Below are 20,589 nucleotides of genomic sequence, written 5' to 3'. Positions count from 1 at the left end.
TCCATGGTCTCGTGGCCCACCCGATGTCGGGCTTGGCCGCACCCGGGTAGCCACTGCCGGCGCGGTACGCCACCATCCGTTTCCCTTTTTTCACCCCGGAGAACCACCCCATGAGTCAGCTGACCGCCACCTTCGATACCTCGCGCGGCCCCATCAAGATCGAGCTGTACCCCGACAAGGCGCCGCTGACGGTGGCCAATTTCGTCAGCCTGGCCAAGCGTGGCTTCTACGACGGCCTGAACTTCCACCGCGTGATCGCCGACTTCATGATCCAGGGCGGCTGCCCGGAAGGCTCCGGCCGTGGCGGCCCGGGCTACCGCTTCGAGGACGAAACCACCAACGGCGTGCGCCACGAGCGTGGCGTGCTGTCCATGGCCAATGCCGGCCCGAACACCAACGGCAGCCAGTTCTTCATCACCCATGTGCCCACGCCGTGGCTGGACGGCAAGCACACCGTGTTCGGCAAGGTCACCGAAGGCCTGGACGTGGTCGATGCCGTGAAGCAGGGCGACCTGATCAACAAGGTGACGATCGATGGCGACGCCGACGCCGTGCTGGCCGCCAAGGCCGAGCGCGTGGCGGAGTGGAACCGCTTCCTGAGCGCCTGATCCTGGGCTCCATCCAAGGCGGCGGCACCCGCCGCCTTGGACCTTTGGCGCATCCGGTCGCGGCGAGGGGTCGTGATACCATTTTGCGCCGCAAAAAAAGACGGCGGCGACCCTCCCTGACCTTTCCACGCGAGGTTGTGCAATGCCCCTGCTTGCCCGGCGCATCGGTCGCGCCAAGCCAAGTGCGATCATGGCAGTGGCCGAAAAGGCCAAGAAGCTGAAGGCCGAAGGCCGCGACATCATCAGCTTCTCGATCGGCGTTCCCAATTTCCTGCCCGGCGACCACGTCTACCAGGCCGCGCGCGACGCGCTGGCGAAGGACTCCGGCCAGTACGGCAGCAACCGCGGCACCGACGCGCTGCTGGACGCCTTCCTGCAGCACATCGAGGCGCTGGGCCTGACCGGCTATACGCGTGCCAACGTGTCCACCGGCATCGGCGCCAAGCACATCCTGTACAACCTGGCCGAGTCGTTGCTGGACGAGGGCGACACCATCGTCTATCCGTCGCCGTACTGGACCACCTACGCCGACATCGCCGACATCGTCAACGCGAAGGCGGTGCCGCTGCCGTGTCCGGCCAGCCAGGACTACAAGCTGACGCCGGCGCAGCTGGACCAAGCGCTGGCGACGCACAAGCCGAAGGTCTTCCTGTTCAACAACCCGTCCAATCCGACGGGCATGGTCTACACGCGCGAGGAAGTCGCCGCGCTGGCCGATGTATTGGTGAAGCACCCGGACACGTGGATCATCACCGACGACATCTACAACCGCATGCTGTTCGACGGACTGGCCTACACCAACTTCGTGCAGGCGCGGCCGGAACTGCGTGATCGCACGGTCTTCGTCGATTCGCTGTCCAAGACCTACGGCATGCCGGGCTGGCGCGTGGGCTTCATGGCCGGCCCCGAGGTGGTCGCCAAGGCGCTGACTACGATGAACTCCAACCACATCACCAACGTGCCGGAAGTCGTCACCGCTGCGGCGATCGCCGCGCTGACCGGTCCGCAGGACGTGCCGGTCGCGAAGAACGCCGAGTTCCAGGCCAAGCGCGACCAGGTGCTGGCCGCGATGAATGCGATTCCCGGCGTGGTTTGCCCGCGTCCGCAGGGTGCGTTCTACGTGTTCCCGGACATCAGCTGCGCCTTCGGCCAGTCGCACAACGGCGTGAAGATCGAGAACGATGTCGACTTCTGCAATGCGCTGCTCGACGCCAAGGGCGTGGCCTGCGTGCCGGGTTCGGCATTCGGCGAGCCGCGCGCGCTGCGCATCAGCTACACCTGCCCGACGCCGCAACTGGCGCCGGGGCTGCAACGCTTCCAGGAATTCTTTGCCGAGTTGAAGTAACAAGTACGGCGGGAACAGGGAACGGGGAACCGGGAAAGAAGGTTCCGCGCGACGCTGCCCGCGATGTCCCATTTCCCGTTCCCAGGTCCCCGTTCCCGCTTTCCAAAGGAGTCCGCACCATGAAAACCCCCGTCCGTGTTGCCGTCACCGGCGCTGCTGGCCAGATCGGCTATGCGCTGCTGTTCCGCATCGCCTCCGGCGAAATGCTGGGCAAGGACCAGCCGGTCATCCTGCAACTGCTCGAGCTGCCGCTGGAGAAGGCCCAGGCCGCGCTGAAGGGCGTGATCATGGAGCTGGAAGACTGCGCGTTCCCGCTGCTGGCCGGTATCGTCGGCACCGACGATCCGGAAGTCGCGTTCAAGGATGCCGACGTGGCCCTGCTGGTCGGCGCGCGTCCGCGCGGCCCGGGCATGGAGCGCAAGGACCTGCTGCTGGAGAACGCCAAGATCTTCACCGCCCAGGGCGCGGCGCTGAACAAGGTCGCCAGCCGCAACGTCAAGGTGCTGGTGGTCGGCAACCCGGCCAACACCAATGCCTACATCGCGATGAAGTCCGCGCCGGCCCTGCCGTCGAAGAACTTCACCGCCATGCTGCGCCTGGACCACAACCGCGCGCTCTCGCAGCTGGCCAACAAGGCGGGCGTCGCCGTGGGCGACATCGAGAAGCTGGTCGTGTGGGGCAACCACAGCCCGACCATGTACCCGGACTACCGCTTCGCCACGGTCAACGGCCAGTCGCTGAAGGACAAGATCAACGACGCCGACTGGAACGCCAACACCTTCATCCCGCAGGTCGGCAAGCGCGGCGCCGCGATCATCGAAGCGCGCGGCCTGTCCTCGGCCGCCTCGGCCGCCAACGCCGCCATCGACCACGTGCGCGACTGGGTGCTGGGCAGCAACGGCAAGTGGGTGACGATGGGCATCCCGTCCGACGGCAGCTACGGCATTCCGGAAGGCGTGATGTTCGGCTTCGCCGTCACCACCGAGAACGGCGAGTACACGATGGTCAGGGACCTGCCGATCGACGACTTCAGCCAGGCCGCCATCGACAAGACCCTGGGCGAACTGGAAGAAGAGCGCAGTGGCGTCGCGCACCTGCTGGGTTGATCGCCGCCTGCAATGAGTGCGAAGAACGCCGGGCTTATGCCCGGCGTTCGTTTTGCGGCATCGCGCATCGCCACTCCCATGGTTCACCATCCGGGCGCGTCGCGACGCGTGACGAGCGACGTGCGTTGATGCCTCCACGGGGCGCCATGCGACCAAGGTAGGAAGGTGGCCGCGACGGGGCAGGTCTATGCTGGTGTCGGCTGTCGGATCTGGGAGGATCGCATGGCATACGAAGACGTCTACCGGCGCTCGATCGAGCAGCCCGAGGCCTTCTGGGGCGAGGAGGCGAAGGCCATCCACTGGCATGTGCCGCCGCAGCAGGTGCTGGACTATTCCAACCCCCCGTTCCGCCGCTGGTTCGTCGGCGGGCAGACCAATCTCTGCTACAACGCGGTGGATCGCCACCTCGCCGAACGCGGCGATCAGTTGGCGCTGGTGGCGGTGTCCACCGAGACCGATGTCACCCGCGAGCTGACCTACCGGGACCTCTACCGCGAAGTGAACGCCTTCGCCGCGGTGCTGAAGAAGCTCGATGTCGGCCGCGGCGACCGCGTGGTCATCTACATGCCCAACATGGCCGAAGCCGTGTTCGCGATGCTGGCCTGCGCGCGCATCGGCGCGGTGCATTCGGTGGTGTTCGGCGGCTTCGCCGCGCACAACCTGGCGCTGCGCATCGACGACGCGCAACCCAAGTTGCTGATCGCCGCCGATGCGGGAAGCCGCGGGGGCAAGGTCATCCCGTACAAGCCGCTGGTGGACGAAGCCTGCGCGAAGGCCGCCACGCCGCCGGCCAGGGTGCTGATCGTCTCGCGCGGGCTGGATGCGGCCGAGCCGAAGGTCGCCGGCCGCGACGAAGACTACGCCACGCTGCGCGCCGCCGTCGGCGACGCCGAGGTGCCCGTCGAATGGCTGGAGTCGAACGAGCCCAGCTATCTGCTCTACACCTCCGGCACCACCGGCAAGCCCAAGGGCGTGCAGCGGGATGTCGGCGGCTATGCCGTGGCCATGGCGCTGTCCATGCGCACGGTGTTCGACGTGGGGCCCGGGCAGGTGATGTTCTCCACCTCGGATGTGGGCTGGGCGGTGGGTCATTCCTACAACGTGTACGGCCCGCTGATCGTCGGCGCGACCTCGGTGCTCTACGAGGGTCTGCCGACCCATCCGGATGCCGGCATCTGGTGGGCGCTGTGCGAGCAGTACGGCGTGCGCACGATGTTCTCCTCGCCGACGGCGGTGCGCGTGCTGAAGAAGCACGACATCGACTTCATCAAGCGCCACGACCTGTCCGAGCTGAAATACCTGTTCCTCGCGGGCGAGCCGCTGGATGAGCCTACTGCGCACTGGATCACCGATGCCTTGGGCAAGCCGGTGATCGACAACTACTGGCAGACCGAGACCGGCTGGCCCGCGTTGACGTTGCTGCCGGGCCTGGACATGAAGCCGGTGCGCTTCGGTTCGCCCGGGTTCCCGAATCTCGGCTACAGGATGAAGGTGATCGACGAAAGCACCGGCGAGGACGTCGGGCCCGGTCAGAAGGGCGTGCTGGTCATGCAGCCGCCGCTGCCGCCGGGGTGCATGACGACGATCTGGAACGACGACGCACGCTTTCTCTCCAGCTATTTCAGCCATTTCAAGGAACTGCTGTACAGCTCGCTGGACTGGGCGATCCGCGACGAGGACGGCTACACCTTCATCCTCGGCCGCACCGACGACGTCATCAACGTCGCCGGGCATCGCCTGGGCACGCGCGAGATCGAGGAATCCGTCTCCGGCTTCCCGGCCGTGGCGGAAGCCGCCGTGATCGGCGTGGCCGACGAACTGAAAGGGCAGGTGCCGGTGGTGTTCGCGACGCTGCGCCAGGCCACCGACGAACCGCATGAGCGCGTGCAGGCCGCCGATGGCATGCGGCGCACGGTGGAGCAGAGCCTGGGCGCGGTCGCGCGGCCGGCGCGCGTCTACATCGTCAATGCGTTGCCGAAGACGCGCTCCGGCAAGCTGCTGCGGCGCTCGCTGCAGGCGCTGGCGCAGGGCGCCGATCCCGGCGACCTGTCCACGTTGGACGATCCCAACGCGCTGGAGGAAGTGAAACGCGCGCTGCAGCGCGGGCCGGAAGTCGGTAGCTGAAGATCAGCGTGCGGGTGGCGAGGGCGCCGCCGGATCCACGCTGCCATCCAGCGTCCACACCACGTCGCGGCCCTGCGGATCGCGGCTGAGCACGAAGTGCGCGCTCGCACCCGGCGTGAGCGGCAGAGGCGAGGGCGGCTCGTCGTTGTCGCCGTCGTCGTTGGCTTCGATCAGCGTGCGTTCGCCCGCATGTCCCGGGATCGGCACGATGAACAGGTCGCGTGCGTTGATGGTGCGGCGCGCCTTCTTTCTGCCGAGATCGCCGACATCGGCGATCGCACCGTCGGTTTCCATCAATGGGTTGCGGAAGTTGACCAGCAGGTCGGCCTTCATCGGCGGCCGGCCCGGCACGGCCAGCGTGCCGCCGCGCACCAGCAGGTCGGGCCACACGTCGCCGTTCTCCGGCAGTTCGCGGTAGAGCGCAGGCGATACGCCCTGGTGGCTCCCCGTCGCGATGCTGTCCAGCGCCGCCACCAGGCCGAGGAAGTAGAGCTTGCGCAGGCGCTGCTTCTGCACGTCGCCCTCGATGCCGCCGGCCTCGATCAGCACGGTGCTGGCGCCCCACTGCGTGGTGAGGTCGCCGAACGCGCGCGGATCGAAGGTTTCATCCCAGCGTGCGATATGGCCGGCCAGGTAAGGTTCCAGCGCCGTGCGGATCACGCCCGCCACTTCGATGGCGCGCGTGCGCACGTCGTTGACGTCGGCGGCGTGGTTGTACGGCGGCGACAACAATGCGATGGCGGTGCCGCGGTCGGAGTCGCCGGCGCGGTAGCCGACGCGCTGGTCGTGCAGGTTGAAGCCGTACATCGGCTTTACCTTGTCGTACAGCGCCTTCAGCGTGCGCGCTTCAGGTGTCGCCAGCATGCGCGCATCGCGGTTGATGTCGATGCCCTGCACGTTGCGACGCTGGAAACGCGCGGCGCCGTCGGGATTGAGGATAGGCAGGAAATGCAGCGTGGTATTCGCGCGCAGCGCCTCCACCTGCGGATCGTCCGGGTGTTCGCCGAGGAAGCGGAACAGGTCCGACAGCACCATCGAGGCCGTGCTCTCGTCGCCGTGCATCTGCGACCAGAGCAGTACCTGCGTCCTGCCTTCGCCCCAGCGCACGTGGCGCAGCGGACGGTTCTCCACGCTGCGGCCGATTTCTTCCACATGGAAACCGCGCGTGCGCTCCAGCAGCGGCGTGGTCACGGTCCACCAGTGCTCAGCGGTGAACACACGGTCGTCGAGCCCGGTAGCACGCAACTCGGCGTCGTAGCGCGCCTCCAGGACGGGCAACCAGGCAGGCGGGGGCGGCACCGGCGTGGCTGCCGCGGTCGGTGCGTGAGGATTGTCGGCATTCCCGGCGATGGTGGTGGGCGTCATCATCGTCAACAGCAGGCACAGGAGGAGGGCAGGGCGCATTGCGGGCGACACGGTGGACGGACATCCGCAGGGTCCCTGCATGCGTCCGCGATGTCAAACCCGCGCGCGCATCACGCCGCCGGCGTGATGCCCGTGTAGCGGGCGCGCGGACGGATCAGGCGGCCCTGCGCCTGCTGTTCCAGCGCATGCGCCAGCCAGCCGGCCAGACGGCCTGCGGCGAACATCACCAGCGCCGGCGTCGCCGGCAGCCGGTTGAGGTGGCAGATCGCGGCGAGCATGAAATCGATGTTCGGTCGCAGGCCGCTGATGTCTTCGGTGGCGGCGATCAGCGTTTCCAGTGCGGCCATTTCGCGCTCGCCTGCATGGCGTTCGCGTGCGCGTGCCAGCAGCTCGGCGCCGCGCGGATCGCCCTGCGGATACAGCGCGTGGCCGAAGCCGGGAAGATCGTCGCCGCGCTGCCAGCGTTCACTGATGAAGCGGCGCGCATGCCCGGCCTCGCGCGCGTCCGCGATCAGCGCGTACGCGCGTGCCGTGGCGCCGCCGTGGCGTGGCCCCGACAGCGCGGCAAGGCCGCTGCAGACGGTGGCGTGCAGGTGCGCACCGGTGGAGGCGACCACGCGCGCGGCGAACGCGGAGACATTCAATTCGTGATCGGCGCAGACCACCAGCGCGGCGCGCACGAGGTCGGCGAAGCCGTCGTCGCCCGGATGCCAGGCCTGCGCGAGCACACGGTGCACCGGCGCACCGGACGGCGGCTGGGCCACCAGCAGTGCGGCGTTGTGGCGCAGCAGCCCCGCGGCGATCTCGTGGCGCACGCGGGGCGCCGAATTGAAGGAGTGGCGCACGTCCAGCGCCAACAACGGGATGGTCGCCATCGCGCGCTCCAACGGCGGCAGCGAGGCATCGGTGGCCAGTGGCGCGACCACCGCCGGCCATTGGGTCGGCGAAGGCGCGGTGAACGGGTCGTCCTCCCCGCAATCCCAGAGTTGCCGCGCGACGTCTTCCAGCGTGGCGCCGTCGTGGACCATGGCGATCGCCGACCGGCCCCGGTAGTACGGGCCATCCGGCCGGATCAGGGAGATCTGCGTCTCCAGCACCGGCAGGCCCCGGTCCAGGCTCTGCGCCGCGCCCCGGGCCGCGCCACGCCCCACCTGCTTGCGCTGGGCCAGCCGCTCCACGTCCTGGCGCAGGTAGAGGCGGCTGCGGTGGTCCTTGCCCGGGCGCGACTCCAGCAGGCCGCGGCTGACGTACGCATACAGCGTGGCCTGGCTGATACCCAGTAGCCGGCAGGTGTCGCGGGCGGACAGGAGGTCGGTCGCAGAGGCCATGTGGAAATATTGATTCGTTCGATCAAGATTGATCAACCCTGCGGATGGTGCCAGATTTGCTTCCCGAAGAGGGGCGTACCCTTCACGCACCTCCGGCGGCCGGCACATGCGGGCGCCAGATCGAGAGGAGTTCCCATGAGTTCCGTTTCCGCTGGCGCGAAATTCCGCACCGCGCTCGCCGCCGAATCGCCGCTGCAGGTGATCGGCGCCATCACGCCAACCACGCCCTGCTGGCCAAGCGCGCCGGCTACCGGGCGATCTATCTGTCCGGTGGCGGCGTCGCCGCAGGATCGCTCGGCCTGCCCGATCTGGGTATCAACACGCTCGAAGACGTGCTGATCGACGTGCGCCGCATCACCGACGTCTGCGACCTGCCGCTGATGGTCGACATCGACACCGGCTTCGGTCCCAGCGCGTTCAACATCGAGCGCACGGTGAAGTCGCTGATCAAGGCCGGCGCGGCGGCCTGCCACATCGAGGACCAGGTCGGCGCCAAGCGTTGCGGCCATCGCCCGGGCAAGGAAATCGTGTCGGCCGGCGAGATGGTCGACCGCGTGAAGGCGGCCGCCGATGCGAGGACCGATCCGGATTTCTTCCTGATCGCGCGCACCGACGCCATCCAGGTCGAAGGCGTGGACGCCGCCATCGAGCGCGCCATCGCCTGCGTCGAGGCAGGTGCCGACGGTATCTTCGCCGAGGCCGCCTACGACCTGCCCACCTATCAGCGTTTCGTCGATGCGGTGAAGGTGCCGGTATTGGCCAACATCACCGAGTTCGGCAAGACGCCGCTGTTCACCCGCGAGGAACTGGCCTCGGTCGGCGTGGCGATCCAGCTGTATCCGCTGTCGGCGTTCCGCGCGATGAACAAGGCCGCCGAGACCGTGTACGAAGCGATCCGCCGCGACGGCCACCAGAAGAACGTGGTCGACAGCATGCAGACCCGCGAGGAACTGTACGACCGCATCGGTTACCACGCCTTCGAGCAGAAGCTCGATACCCTGTTTTCCGCAAAGAAGTGACGTAGGGAGTCCATCATGAGCGAAACCACACCCGCACCCGGCTTCAAGCCGAAGAAGTCCGTCGCCCTGTCCGGCACCGCTGCGGGCAATACCGCGCTGTGCACGGTCGGCCGCAGCGGCAACGACCTGCACTACCGCGGCTACGACATCCTCGACATCGCCACGACCAGCGAGTTCGAGGAGATCGCCCACCTGCTGGTGCATGGCAAGTTGCCCAACCGCGCCGAACTGGCGGCCTACAAGGCCAAGCTGAAGGCGCTGCGTGGCATCCCGGCGGCGGTGAAGGCCGCGCTGGAGGAACTGCCGCCGTCCGCGCACCCGATGGACGTGATGCGCACCGGCGTGTCCGTGCTGGGCTGCGTGTCGCCGGAGAAGGACGACCACAATCATCCGGGCGCGCGCGACATCGCCGACAAGCTGATGGCCTCGCTCGGTTCGATGCTGCTGTACTGGTACCACTGGAGCCACAACGGCCGCGCCATCGACGTGGAAACCGACGACGACTCCATCGGCGGCCACTTCCTGCACCTGCTGCATGGCGAGAAGCCGCGCGAGTCCTGGGTGCGCGCGATGCATACTTCGCTGATCCTGTACGCCGAGCACGAATTCAACGCCTCCACCTTCACCTGCCGTGTCATCGCCGGCACCGGCAGCGACATGTATTCGGCCATCGCCGGCGGCATCGGCGCGCTGCGCGGCCCGAAGCACGGTGGTGCTAACGAGGTGGCCTTCGAAGTGCAGAAACGCTACGAGTCGCCCGACGAAGCGGAAGCCGACATCAAGGCGCGCGTGGAGCGCAAGGAAGTGGTGATCGGCTTCGGTCATCCGGTCTACACGGTCGGCGACCCGCGCAACGAAGTCATCAAGCAGGTGGCGAAGGACCTGTCGGCCGAGCAGTCGAACATGAAGATGTACGACATCGCCGAACGGCTGGAGTCGGTGATGTGGGACATCAAGAAGATGTTCCCCAACCTGGACTGGTTCAGCGCGGTCAGCTACCACATGATGGGCGTGCCGACAGCGATGTTCACGCCGCTGTTCGTGATCGCGCGCACCAGCGGCTGGAGTGCGCACGTCATCGAGCAGCGCATCGACGGCAAGATCATCCGCCCCAGCGCCAACTACACGGGTCCCGAGGATCTGGAATTCGTTCCGTTGGACCAGCGCTGAGGTCCGCGCCGCCGAACCGCGGGGCCGTTTCGACCAAGGTCGGGCGGCCCCGGGTCGTTTGTGTGACCCGTGTGGCAGCCCCGGGCGGCCACGCCGCGGTACTACTGGCGGACAGGGGAACGCCGTAGCCGTGGGAGGGGCCCACCGCGCGGCGTGGGGGGATGCCATGCAGACCAGATGGTGCAAGACCGAGGCCGGACGCAACGAGATCCAGCAGCGCACGCGCAAGCTGCCGGCGGGACTGCGTTCGATCCTGTTGCTGGTCGACGGCCAGCGCAGCGACGACGAACTGCAGGCCATGATGAGCGGCCTGCATGCGCCCGCAGACGCATTGGGTCAGCTGGCGGCGGATGGCCTGATCGAACGCCGCTCCGGTGCCGCCTCGATGCTGGCCGCAGTGGCTGCCACGAAATCGAACGACGGCGCGTCCGCATTGGCCATGACCCCCGCCGAGCGCTACAACCTGCTGTATTCGCGCATCACCGACGATATCCGCGCGCACATCGGCCTGAAGGGCTACTTCCTGCAGCTCAAGGTCGAGCGCTGCGCCAGCGCGGACGACCTGGAAGCCCTGCTGCCCGACATCGCCACCGCGATGACGAAGGCGCGCGACCACACCTTCGCCACCCGCTGGCTGGAGGACGTGCGCGCGTCGGTGGCCTGATGCGCGCCGTCCGCGATCAGGCCAGGCCTTCGGCCTTCAACGCGGCCTGCACGCCGGCATCGGCCTCCATGCGCTGCTTGACCGCGGCGATGTTCGGCAGACCCGACAGGTCCACGCCCGTGCGGTCTGCCCAGCGCAGCGTGATGTAGAAATACGGGTCGGCGAAGCTGCGGAACCCGGCCAGCCAGTCGCGACCTTCGAGCCGCTTCTCGGCGGTTTCGTACATGCCGCGCAGACGCCGGCGCGCCGCATCCTTCACCGCCTCGAACTGCGCTTGGTCGCCGATGAAGCGCGCCGGCCCGAACAGCGGGTGGAACGCCGGGTGCAGGTCCGAATTGACGAAGGCCAGCCACTTCGCTGCCTGCGCGCGCTGCTGCGGCGAACCATCGCCGGCCAGGTGTGCCTGAGGATACGTATCGGCGATGTAGCCCATGATCGCGGCGTTCTGGGTCAGCACGAAATCGCCATCGACGATGGCGGGCACCGCCCCGGTGGGATTGATCGCCAGGTACGCCGGCTCCTTCATCTCGGCGGCCGTCATCACCTGCACGTCGAACGGCTGGCCCGTCCACTGCAGCGCGATGTGGTCGGCGGTCGAGCACGCGCCGGGCTTGGTATAGAGCTTCATGGTGTCCCCTTGGGAAAAAGAAAGGCCCGCGATTATCGCGGGCCTTCAAGGGTCACAGCGTCATGCGGGGTGCAACGGATCGTCGCGTTCAGGGCGATGTGCTCGGTTGCATCGCTGCTGTCGGCCCTCACCCCTTGCCCTCTCCCGCAGGGGCGCCCCCCTGAAGGAATGGCTATGGTGAATTCAAACGCGTCGCAACGCGCCCGGATAGAGAAGGGCTTGGGTTACTTTCAGGAGCGGGGCTTGAGCTTCTGCACGCGCAGGAAGGTGTGATCGCCGATCGTGGCCACGTGGTATGCGTTGCGCCAGCTGGGATTGGCGATCTGATGCGCCATGAAGTGACTGGCACCCGGCACGATCTCCTTGCGCTGGCCGGGCGGCAGGGCCCAGTTGCGCTCGGCGTTGAGCGCCACGCTGACCGACTTGGCCCAGGCGTCGGAATTCCTGAGGCGGGTATTGGGGCCGACGATGGTCGGGGCGAACTGCTTGCGGGCGGTGACCACGGAGCAGACGGAATCGCCCCACAGGCCGCTGTCGCGGCGGCGCAGGGCCACCTCGGCGACGGCCTGCTGGCCGCGCAGGGTCTGGTCGCGGGCTTCCAGGTACACGGTGGTGCTGAGGCAAAGCGAATCGGCGGCCGGCTGCGGCAACATCTGCGACAGCCATAGGATCCAGGCCAGTTTCATGGGAACTCCTTGCTCCGTCTTTCCCGCACCCCTGCCTCTCCCGTCACGCTGGGAGCGGCAAACCTGGGACATGCGGCAGGGCGTCATGGGGAGGCAGCCTTCACACGGGCTGCCCGGGGACCGGCAAGGCCTGACCCCGAGGGGGTCCGAGCGCCGGGCTCAGCCCGCCTGAACTGGGCGGCGGGCCGGAAAGTGCGCGCAAGGTAGGGGGGGGCGTCCCAACTTGGCCTGAACGGGCAGGCTTGACGGCGGGGGGCTCGATCTGGCTGGAAAGTGTGAGCGGTGTCGCACCTGTACCACCCGCGACGGATGCGACAAGCGCGAAGCCGCGTTGCCTGACGGTGCCGTCTACCCCCTGTAGGAGCGCCCCATGGGCGCGATGCCGTTGCTCAGGGTACGCGAAGAGCATCGCGCCCAAGGGGCGCTCCTACGGGCGGTGTGCCGGCTGCCTGGTAGGCCGAGGGCCTTACAGGCGGGCGGCCAGCCGGCTGCCCTGGTCGATGGCGCGCTTGGCGTCGAGCTCGGCGGCGACATCGGCGCCGCCGACCAGATGGGGCGTCTTGCCTGCCGCGATCAGGTCGGCCTGCAGCTCGCGGCGCGGTTCCTGGCCGGCGCAGACCACCACGTGGTCGACCGGCAGCAGGTGCTCCGCGCCGTCCACCTTGATCCGCAGGCCGACGTCGTCCACGCCCAGGTACTCCACGCCACCCAGCATCTTCACCTGCTTGGCCTTCAGCGTGGCCCGGTGCACCCAGCCGCTGGTCTTGCCCAGGCGGGCGCCCGGCTTGCCGGGGCTGCGCTGCAGCAGCCAGACCTCGCGGGCCGGCGGTTCCGGCTGCGCCTTCACCAGACTGCCGCGGGCCTCGAAGGTCGGGTCCACGCCCCATTCGGCCATCCAGCGGGCCGGGTCCAGTGAGGGGGAATGGCCTTCGTGGGTCAGGTATTCGGCCACGTCGAAGCCGATGCCGCCGGCCCCGATCAGTGCGGCGCGCGCGCCCACCGTCACCCGGCCGGACAGCACGTCCGCGTAGCTGACGACCTTGGCGTGGTCGGCGCCGGGGAAGGCGACCCTGCGCGGGGTGATGCCGGTGGCCAGCACGACCTCGTCGAAGCCGGTCAGGTCGGCCACAGTCGCCGGGGTCGACCGCTTAACGTCCACCCGGGTTTCCTCCAGCCGGTGGCGGAAGTAGCGCAGCGTCTCGTGGAATTCCTCCTTGCCGGGAATCCGCTTGGCGTAGTTGAACTGTCCGCCGATCTCGTCGGCCGCATCGAACAGGGTCACGCGGTGGCCGCGCTCGGCGGCGACCGTCGCGCAGGCCAGTCCCGCCGGGCCCGCGCCGACCACGGCGACGGTCTTCGGCGCGAACGTTTTCCTGTAGGCGAGGTCCGTCTCGTGGCAGGCGCGCGGATTGACCAGGCAGCTGGCCAGCTTGTTCTCGAACACGTGGTCCAGGCAGGCCTGGTTGCAGGCGATGCAGGTGTTGATGGCCTGGGGCGTGCCGGCGCGCGCCTTGGCCGCCCACTGCGGGTCGGCCAGCAGCGGACGCGCCAGCGAGACCATGTCCGCCTTGCCGGCGGCCAGGATGCCCTCGGCCACCTCCGGCATGTTGATCCGGTTGGTCGCCACCAGCGGCACACGCACGTGCGGCTTGAGCTTGGCGGTCACGTCCACGAAGGCCGCGCGCGGGACCGAGGTGACGATGGTCGGCACGCGCGCCTCGTGCCATCCGATGCCGGAGTTGATGATCGTGGCGCCGGCGGCCTCCACGGCCTTGGCCTGCTGGACGATCTCGTCCCACTGGTTGCCGTCTTCGACCAGGTCCAGCAGCGACAGCCGGTAGATGATGATGAAGTCCGGGCCCACCGCCTCGCGCACACGACGCACGATCTCCACCGCGAAGCGCATGCGCTTCTCCGGCGTGCCGCCCCAGGCGTCGTCGCGCTTGTTGGTGCGCGGCGCGGTGAATTCGTTGATGAAATAGCCTTCCGAACCCATGATTTCCACGCCGTCGTAGCCGGCGTCGCGCGCCAGCTTCGCCGCGTTGGCGTAGGCGTTGATCTGGCGCTCGATGCCGCGCGCCGACAACGCGCGCGGGGTGAACGGATTGATGGGCGCCTTGATCTTCGACGGCGCCACCGTCAGCGGGTGGTAGCCATAGCGCCCCGCATGCAGCAACTGCGCGCAGATCTTGGCACCGTGTTCATGTACCGCCTTGGTCACGAACTTGTGCGGCCGGGCCTCCCAGGGCCAGGACAGCTTGCCGCCGAACGGCTTCAGCCAGCCCACCAGGTTGGGCGAGAAGCCGCCGGTGACGATCAGGCCCACGCCGCCGGCCGCGCGCTCGGCGAAGTACGCCGCCAGCCGCGGGAAATCCTTCGCCCGGTCCTCCAGCCCGGTATGCATCGAGCCCATCAGCACCCGGTTGCGGATCGTGGTGAAACCCAGGTCCAACGGCGTGAACAGGTGGGGGTAGGGCGGGGAGTCGGTGGCGGCGGTCGACGTCATGCGGGCAGTGGATACGCGAGCGTATGGGTGGACGCACGATGCCGTGAAACACGGGGGCACGCAAGCGCGGTCCGGGCAGTGGCGACGATCATCGCGCTGCGAGGTCGGTGGGTGACAGTCGGGCGGGCAGGGCATCGCAGCGCAGCCGGGCGCGTTCGCCCTTGCTCAGCAGCCGCTCCAGCACGCGCCGGGCGTCGCTCACGCCGGCGCCTGCTGCCTTTCGATGCGGGCGGTCTCCTCGGCCAGCAGTTGCGGATGCAGGTCGAACTGGTCGGACAGCAGCAGCGCGCGCGCCGCGGCCTGCACTTCGATGCGCTCGGCCTGCAGCAGGTCGCCATCGCGGAACAGTTCGATGTAGCTGTCCAGCACGCCGCTCAGCGTGCCCTGCGCCGTGTCGGGTGCGGCCAGCACCAGCTGCAGCCCCAGCGAGCGCAGGTAGTTGGTGGTGGCGCGCGCGTTCTGCGCGTCGATCTTGTCGCCGAACTCATCCAGCAGGATCAGCCCCATGCCGCCCGGATGCGCCTCGCTCTTGCCGTAGGCCGCCGCCAGCGCGGCACCGGCGATCACGTACAGCGGCGCGCGGTGCTCACCACCGGAACCGGAGCGCATGCGCTCGCTGAGCGTGCCGATCATGGTGTCGTCCTGGCGTATCTGCACCTCGAAGCGGAAGAAGCGGCGGTAGTCGTCCAGCGGCGAGGGGGCGGGACGCACGGCGGCGCCGTCCTCGATCAGGGCGCGGAACGCCGCCGGTACTTCCCCGGCTGTGCCGAACAGGGGGTCCTCGCCGCCGACATCCACGGCGCGCCGGATGAAGCGTTCCAGGTCGCGGAACTCGGGTACCACGTCGTAGTGGAACTGGTAGCGCTCGTTGTTGGAGAACGGCGGGCTGCTGCGCAACGTCCGGTTGAGCGTGGCGATCTGCTGGCGCAGGCGGATGAAGTTGTCGTTGAGCGCGGCGGCGACGCCGGCGCGGAAGGTGTCCACGGCGGTGTCGTAGGCCTGGCGCGCCTCGCCTTCGTAGCGCACCAGGTCGGTGTCGCGCAGCTGGGTCAGCTCGCGCTGCAGCAGCGCCAGCGCCGGCCGCCAGGCGTTGGCGTCGAAGTCAACGTCCAGGCTGTGGTCGCGCGCATACTGTGCCAGCGCACTCCAGGCTTCCGGCAGCAGCTTGGCGAGCTGCCGGTCGCTCTCGTCGGCGCGTCGTTCGCAGGTGGCCCCGCGCTCCTCCAGCGAATCGACCTTCGCGTCCAGTTCGTCGCGGTGCCGTTCGATCAGGTTGGGGTCGACATCGGGATCCCTGAAGGCATCCACCGCACGGCGGGCGACGAGCTCCTCCTGCTGGCGCAGGCCTTCAAGCAGACGACGGCTGCGATCGAGATCGGCGACCGCCACCGCTTCCTGTCCGACCAGCGCGTCGGTACGTGTCTCGCACTCGCCCAGTTGCGCGGCGAGCGTGCGCACCGCGTCGGACAGGCGTAGCAGGTCCGGATCGAGCGCGGCGAGGCGGCTTTCCTGCGCGGTGCGGTAGCGTCCTGCGACCTGGCGGTGCTCGATCGCGCGCTCGTGCAGCGCCTGCGCCACCGCATCGGCATCGGCCAGCCGCGCCAGGCTGCGCTGGCTGTCGTCGGCGCGGCGCAGGAGGGGCTCGATCTCGCGCACTTCGCGCTCCGCCTTTTCGATCTCTTCGTGCAGCACGCGCAAACGGGCCCGGTTGTCGGATGCGCCGATGCGCAGCTCGCCGGCGGCAGGCAGGCGCAGCCGCTCGATGCTGCCGCCGCGTGCCAGCAGGCCATCGCGCGTCAGGCCCTGACGACTGCGCACCAGCTCGGCCTCGGTGTCCACGCAACGCAGTTCGCCGAGTTGCCGGCGCAGGAACGCCAGGGCGTCGGCGTTGACGCCATCCAGCAGCGCCGCAACGCTGCCGGCCGCTGCCTCCTTGCCGCGCACATCGCGCGCCTGGCTGGACAGGGCCAGTTTCACGCCATAGACCGAGCGCCCGCCGGACAGGCTGCGATACAGCTTGACCGCGCGCTCCTCATCCGCGGCGGGAATCAGCAGCGCCTCGACGTTGCTGCGCAGGTAGGCTTCGATGGCGGGCTGCCAGGCGGCATCGGCGACCCGCACCAGGTCGCAGACCGGGCGGGCATCGATGCCGGCCTCGCGCAGATAGCTCATCAGCCGCACGGTGTCGGCGTGCAGCTCCGCCTGGCCGGCGGCCAGTCGCTTCTGGTTCTGCCGCGCGGCCAGCAGCGCATCGCGTGCCTTGTCGTGGGCGGCGTGCAGCTGGCGGGCGTGCTGGTCGACCTTCTCGCGCAAGGGTTCTGCCGCGCGCAGCGCCTGGCGTGCGCGCGCGAACAGGTCTTCCGGCGTCCACGGCAGGGCATCGCCGTCCGCGAGCGCCGACAGCGCCGCGTGCCAGGCATCCCAGTCCGCGCGCGCGGCATCCACGGCGCCCGCCTCGATGCCGCCGAGTGCGAGCTCGTCGAGCTGACGGAAGGTGTCGCGCACGAATCCGATCTCGCGCAACAGTTCCTTGTTCAACTGCGCCAGGCGTTCGCGGTCGCGGCCGGCCAGTTCGTCCAGCTGCGCCTGTTCGCCATAGCCGCTGTTCCCCTGCAGGCGGGCGTTGGCGCGTGCCTGCTCATCGCGCAGGGTGTCGCGCTCGGCGCGCGCATCGACCAGGCGGCGGCGGGTGTCGGCCAGGGCGTCTTCCGCGGTGGTGACCGCGCCTTCGGCCCGTTCCAGTTGTTCGCCGTACAGATCCCGCGCGTACTCGGCCGCCAGTGCGCGGTAGGACGCGGCACGTACGGCCTGGGTGGCGATGCGCTCGTACTGCCGCTCCACGCCTTCGGCGGCCTCGATGCGCTGGCGCACCTGTTCGATGCGGTCGCGGATCTGGCGGAAGCTCTCCAGCAGGGCGCGGAAGCGGGCGATGTCGGTGGGCCGGTCCTCGGCGACCAGCGTGCGCACGAACAGGTCCACGTCCTCCACGCGCTGCAGGTTGAGCGCGTTGAGGAAGGCCTTGCGGTAGGCGTTGATGTCCGGGCTGGCGGTAGGCGAAGCGCGCAGGCGCAGCAGCAGGTCCTTGACGAAGCGCTCGGCGACGGTGTGCAACTCGGGCGCGCCTCCGGCCGCCTTGCAGCGGCTTAGCGCCATCTCGCGGAAGGTCGCCCAGGCCAGCGGCAGTTCCTTGCCCTTGACCTGTTCCACGTGGTCGGCCAGGTCCAGCGCTACGCCCGGCAGCAGGTACAGCCCGTGCAGCCGATGGTCGGGTTCGTCCACCGAGGCGCCCAGGGCAATGCCGGCAGTCAGTGCTTCGCCGGTATCGGTGTCGCGGAACACCAGCGAGATGTAAGTGGTGGCGGTACGCCGCTTGCGTCCTTCGTCGCCGCTGCGGAACACGCCCAGGCAGTAGTCGCGGATGGTGCGCGCGCGATGGCTGCCGCCGGCCTGCGCGTTGAACCGGATGCGGCTGCGGTCGCCGCCCAGCAGCACGATCTGCAGCGCATCGAGCAAGGCGCTCTTGCCGGCGCCATTGGGCGCGATGATGGCGGTGGTGGCGTCCAGCTCCAGGGTCTGCGCCTCGAACAGGAAGAACTGCACCAGGTGCACGCGCTCAAGCTGCTGCATCGCCGTCCTCCATGACGTCGTCGTTGTCGGCCGCGTCGGCATCGTCGTCGCGGTTGTGCTGGTCCAGCCGTTGCAGCCATTGTTCGCCGACGATCTCGACGATGGCGGGCCGCACCTGCAAGTGGAACGGCTGGGGATCGTCCGGTTGCGACTCCACCAGCCGGCACGTACCCCAGCGCTTCAGTGTACGGGCCAGTTCGCGCAGGGTGCCGACATCGGGCATCGGCCGTCCCGCCAGGGCCTGGTAGGCCTCCTGCAGCTCCGGGAGTTCGACGGTGACGACGCCTTCGTCCTCCACCATCCCCTGCCGCATCGCTTCGTCGTAGCGCTGGCGCAGCACCAGCAGCAACAGGGTCTCGGCCAGGGTCACGGGCACACCCTCGGCGTGGGCGGGCAGCGCCACCACGTAGCGGTAGTGCGCGTTGCGTTCCAGGCGGATGCCGAGCGGTGCCAGCGCGGCGATGAAATCGTCGAAGTGGTCTTCCACCAGGTGGTAGGCCAGCCGCGTACCGCGGTCGCTCGCATACAGCACCTGTTCCACCACCAGGCGGTAGGCGGCGCGTTCGAAGTCCTGCACGGCGTAGACGCCGTTGGAGAGTTGGCTGAGCGTGTTCCAGCTGCGTTTCATGCGGTTTTCCGTGAGGGCGTACCGATGCGGCGCACGACGAAGCGTGGCGCGCGCAGGTAGCCGTTGTCGTCGTGCCCGCCGGCGTCGAGCAGTTCGACGCGGTAGCCGCGCAGCAGGCGGCCCAGCGGGTCTTCGCGCCGCAGGCCGCCTGCGCGATGGCTGCGCAGCGCGAGCGTGAGCAGGGTCTGGTAGGCGCGCAGGTCCTCGATGCTGGCGATGGAGAACGCGCCCGATTCGACGGCGTCCGTCGTTTCCAGGGGCGGGCCGATGTAGCGGGCCATGTCCTCGGCGGTGACCAGCCGTGCGCGCTTCATCCGCCGCAGCAGGCTGAGCCGGGCCAGTTGTTCCGGCGTCGGCGGATGCGTGGCGTTGGCGCTGCGCGGGATGGGTTGCGGCTTCTGCCGCGGCGGGCGCAGGCGGCTGGCGTCCATCAGCGCGCCCGGCGCCACCGGCAGGCGCAGTTCGCCTTCCGGCGCGTGCTGCACGCCGCGGCAGGCACGGCGCAGCAGGATGTCCAGCTTGTCGGGCGCACGCAGGCGATAGTCGAGGAAGGCCAGCGCGCGCCGGTTGGCCTGGCGGATGTCGTCGTCCAGCCGGCCCAGGTATTCGTCGATGCGGTCCAGTTCGCGCAGGCGCCGCAGGCTGCGCGCGAAGCGCTGGCTGCCGCGCCCGGCGTCGCCGCCGCCGACATGCTCGCGGTACCAGGCCAGCAGCGCCGTGCGGCGCTCGCCGGTCTCGATCTGCTGTGCCATCGACAGGATCGCGCTGCGCCGCGCCAGCGGGTGATCGCCCTTGTGCAGCTCGGCGTAGTCGCCGATGAAGAAGTCGCTCACGTAGCGCTCGAACCACTGGCGCGCGAACTGCGCGGTGGATTCGGCCTTGCTCAGCTCCGGCATCAGGTCGCGGACCTGCAGGCTCATCGAGGACAGCGATACCAGCAGCCGACGCGCCTGGTCGGCGGCCTCGTCCAGGGCGTCGCCGGCGGCCTTGCCCTCCGCCACCTGCTGCAGCTGGTGTTCGATCGAGCGCATCTTCGCCGACACGAAGGTCGGGCCATGCTCGGCGAACTCGACCAGCAGCGAGAGGAACTGGTGCACGACCGGCGGCATGGTGACCATCTCGCGCGCGCCGACCCGTTCCTGCCGCAGCCAGCCCGCGCCACGGAAACGGTCGTAGATGTTGTTGACCCTGACCGGCAGTGGCGTGTCCGGGGTATCGCCGTCCTCGTCTTCCCAGGGGTCATCGGCGAGCAGATAGCGCTCCAGCGCCGCGGTGATCTCGCGGCGCTGGAAACCCATGCTGGGTGGCACTGGCGCGTCCGGCCCGAAGAACTCATCGAACAGCCGGCATAGCAGCAGCCAGTAGTGTTCCCGGTTGGGCGACGCCAGGGGGCCGAACAGGCCGCTGGGCAGCAACGGGAACAGGGCGGGCGCCTGCGTCATGGCCGCACGCACCGCCGCGGTGGGCTGGCATTGTGATGTGGCGGGGGCGGCAGCGCCGGGGGAAAAGGCATGGGGGGGGCCGGAAAGGGGGGGGGGTGCGCCGGGGCGCGCCGCCGGCCGGCCCAGCAACGCACACCGCCCCGGGGCCGGGGGCCGTTTCCCCCCCCCGGCCGCGGCCCCCAACACGCCGGTGGCGGTCGCCAAGCCACCCAGGCTCCTCCGGGTTGCGGTTTGACCGGGCGCCCGCAACCGCAGGGAGGGGAAAAAGGATGCGGACGGCCGCACGGGCGGGACCACCACCGCGGCGCGCCACTGGCCCCGGGCCATCACCCGCAGGGGAACA

14 protein-coding genes and 1 pseudogene are annotated in these 20,589 nt (G+C 69.0%); 7 read left to right on the top strand and 8 right to left on the bottom strand.

Annotation, left to right across the window (positions count from 1 at the left end):
- The first annotated feature begins 110 nt into the window (after positions 1-110).
- From CSC76_RS09420 to prpE, 4 genes are all read left to right on the top strand, one after another.
- Positions 111-608, top strand: a complete 498-nt coding sequence (locus tag CSC76_RS09420; protein ID WP_162109772.1) for a peptidylprolyl isomerase — start codon at positions 111-113, stop codon at positions 606-608.
- 142 nt (positions 609-750) lie between these two features.
- Positions 751-1,953 (top strand): pyridoxal phosphate-dependent aminotransferase, encoded by a 1,203-nt coding sequence (locus tag CSC76_RS09415; protein ID WP_162109771.1) that lies wholly within the window; start codon positions 751-753, stop codon positions 1,951-1,953.
- 119 nt (positions 1,954-2,072) lie between these two features.
- Positions 2,073-3,059: a malate dehydrogenase gene (locus CSC76_RS09410; protein ID WP_162109770.1), complete on the top strand. Its 987-nt coding sequence runs from the start codon at positions 2,073-2,075 to the stop codon at positions 3,057-3,059.
- A gap of 222 nt (positions 3,060-3,281) precedes the next feature.
- Positions 3,282-5,183, top strand: a complete 1,902-nt coding sequence (gene prpE / locus CSC76_RS09405; protein ID WP_162109769.1) for a propionate--CoA ligase — start codon at positions 3,282-3,284, stop codon at positions 5,181-5,183.
- 3 nt (positions 5,184-5,186) lie between these two features.
- Here prpE and CSC76_RS09400 read toward each other — a convergent pair whose 3' ends face one another.
- Positions 5,187-6,587, bottom strand: coding sequence for a M14 family zinc carboxypeptidase (locus CSC76_RS09400; protein WP_162109768.1), 1,401 nt, complete (start codon positions 6,585-6,587; stop codon positions 5,187-5,189).
- 71 nt (positions 6,588-6,658) lie between these two features.
- Positions 6,659-7,876, bottom strand: a complete 1,218-nt coding sequence (locus CSC76_RS09395; RefSeq protein WP_162109767.1) for a citrate synthase family protein — start codon at positions 7,874-7,876, stop codon at positions 6,659-6,661.
- A gap of 135 nt (positions 7,877-8,011) precedes the next feature.
- Here CSC76_RS09395 and prpB point away from each other — a divergent pair.
- From prpB to CSC76_RS09380, 3 genes and pseudogenes are all read left to right on the top strand, one after another.
- Positions 8,012-8,895: pseudogene (gene prpB / locus CSC76_RS09390) on the top strand (methylisocitrate lyase).
- A 15-nt stretch (positions 8,896-8,910) separates the two neighbouring features.
- Positions 8,911-10,065 (top strand): bifunctional 2-methylcitrate synthase/citrate synthase, encoded by a 1,155-nt coding sequence (gene prpC / locus CSC76_RS09385; RefSeq protein WP_162109766.1) that lies wholly within the window; start codon positions 8,911-8,913, stop codon positions 10,063-10,065.
- A gap of 166 nt (positions 10,066-10,231) precedes the next feature.
- Positions 10,232-10,729 (top strand): hypothetical protein, encoded by a 498-nt coding sequence (locus tag CSC76_RS09380; RefSeq protein WP_162109765.1) that lies wholly within the window; start codon positions 10,232-10,234, stop codon positions 10,727-10,729.
- Positions 10,730-10,745: 16 nt separating this feature from the next.
- On the opposite strand, the gene CSC76_RS09375 is transcribed toward CSC76_RS09380, so the two are convergent.
- The 6 genes from CSC76_RS09375 to CSC76_RS09350 form a co-directional block, all read right to left on the bottom strand.
- A complete protein-coding gene (locus tag CSC76_RS09375; RefSeq protein ID WP_162109764.1) occupies positions 10,746-11,357 on the bottom strand; it encodes a glutathione S-transferase family protein in 612 nt (203 codons plus the stop codon).
- Positions 11,358-11,587: 230 nt separating this feature from the next.
- Complete coding sequence (locus CSC76_RS09370) at positions 11,588-12,043, bottom strand: cell wall hydrolase (protein WP_162109763.1); 456 nt, start codon at positions 12,041-12,043, stop codon at positions 11,588-11,590.
- A 466-nt stretch (positions 12,044-12,509) separates the two neighbouring features.
- Positions 12,510-14,549, bottom strand: coding sequence for an NADPH-dependent 2,4-dienoyl-CoA reductase (locus CSC76_RS09365; RefSeq protein WP_162109762.1), 2,040 nt, complete (start codon positions 14,547-14,549; stop codon positions 12,510-12,512).
- 198 nt (positions 14,550-14,747) lie between these two features.
- Positions 14,748-18,176: an SbcC/MukB-like Walker B domain-containing protein gene (locus tag CSC76_RS09360; RefSeq protein WP_162109761.1), complete on the bottom strand. Its 3,429-nt coding sequence runs from the start codon at positions 18,174-18,176 to the stop codon at positions 14,748-14,750.
- Positions 18,163-18,804: a DUF4194 domain-containing protein gene (locus CSC76_RS09355; RefSeq protein WP_162109760.1), complete on the bottom strand. Its 642-nt coding sequence runs from the start codon at positions 18,802-18,804 to the stop codon at positions 18,163-18,165. The genes CSC76_RS09360 and CSC76_RS09355 overlap by 14 nt, the downstream gene beginning before the upstream one ends.
- Entirely contained in the window at positions 18,801-20,246 is a 1,446-nt protein-coding gene (locus tag CSC76_RS09350; protein WP_162109759.1) for a Wadjet anti-phage system protein JetA family protein, read from the bottom strand. The genes CSC76_RS09355 and CSC76_RS09350 overlap by 4 nt, the downstream gene beginning before the upstream one ends.
- Positions 20,247-20,589: the final 343 nt, after the last annotated feature.

This window comes from Pseudoxanthomonas mexicana, assembly GCF_010093385.1.
GTDB classification, from domain to species: Bacteria; Pseudomonadota; Gammaproteobacteria; order Xanthomonadales; family Xanthomonadaceae; genus Pseudoxanthomonas_A; species Pseudoxanthomonas_A mexicana.
The sequence above is the reverse complement of the archived record's forward strand: the minus strand, read 5'-3'. Positions and strand labels throughout refer to the sequence as shown.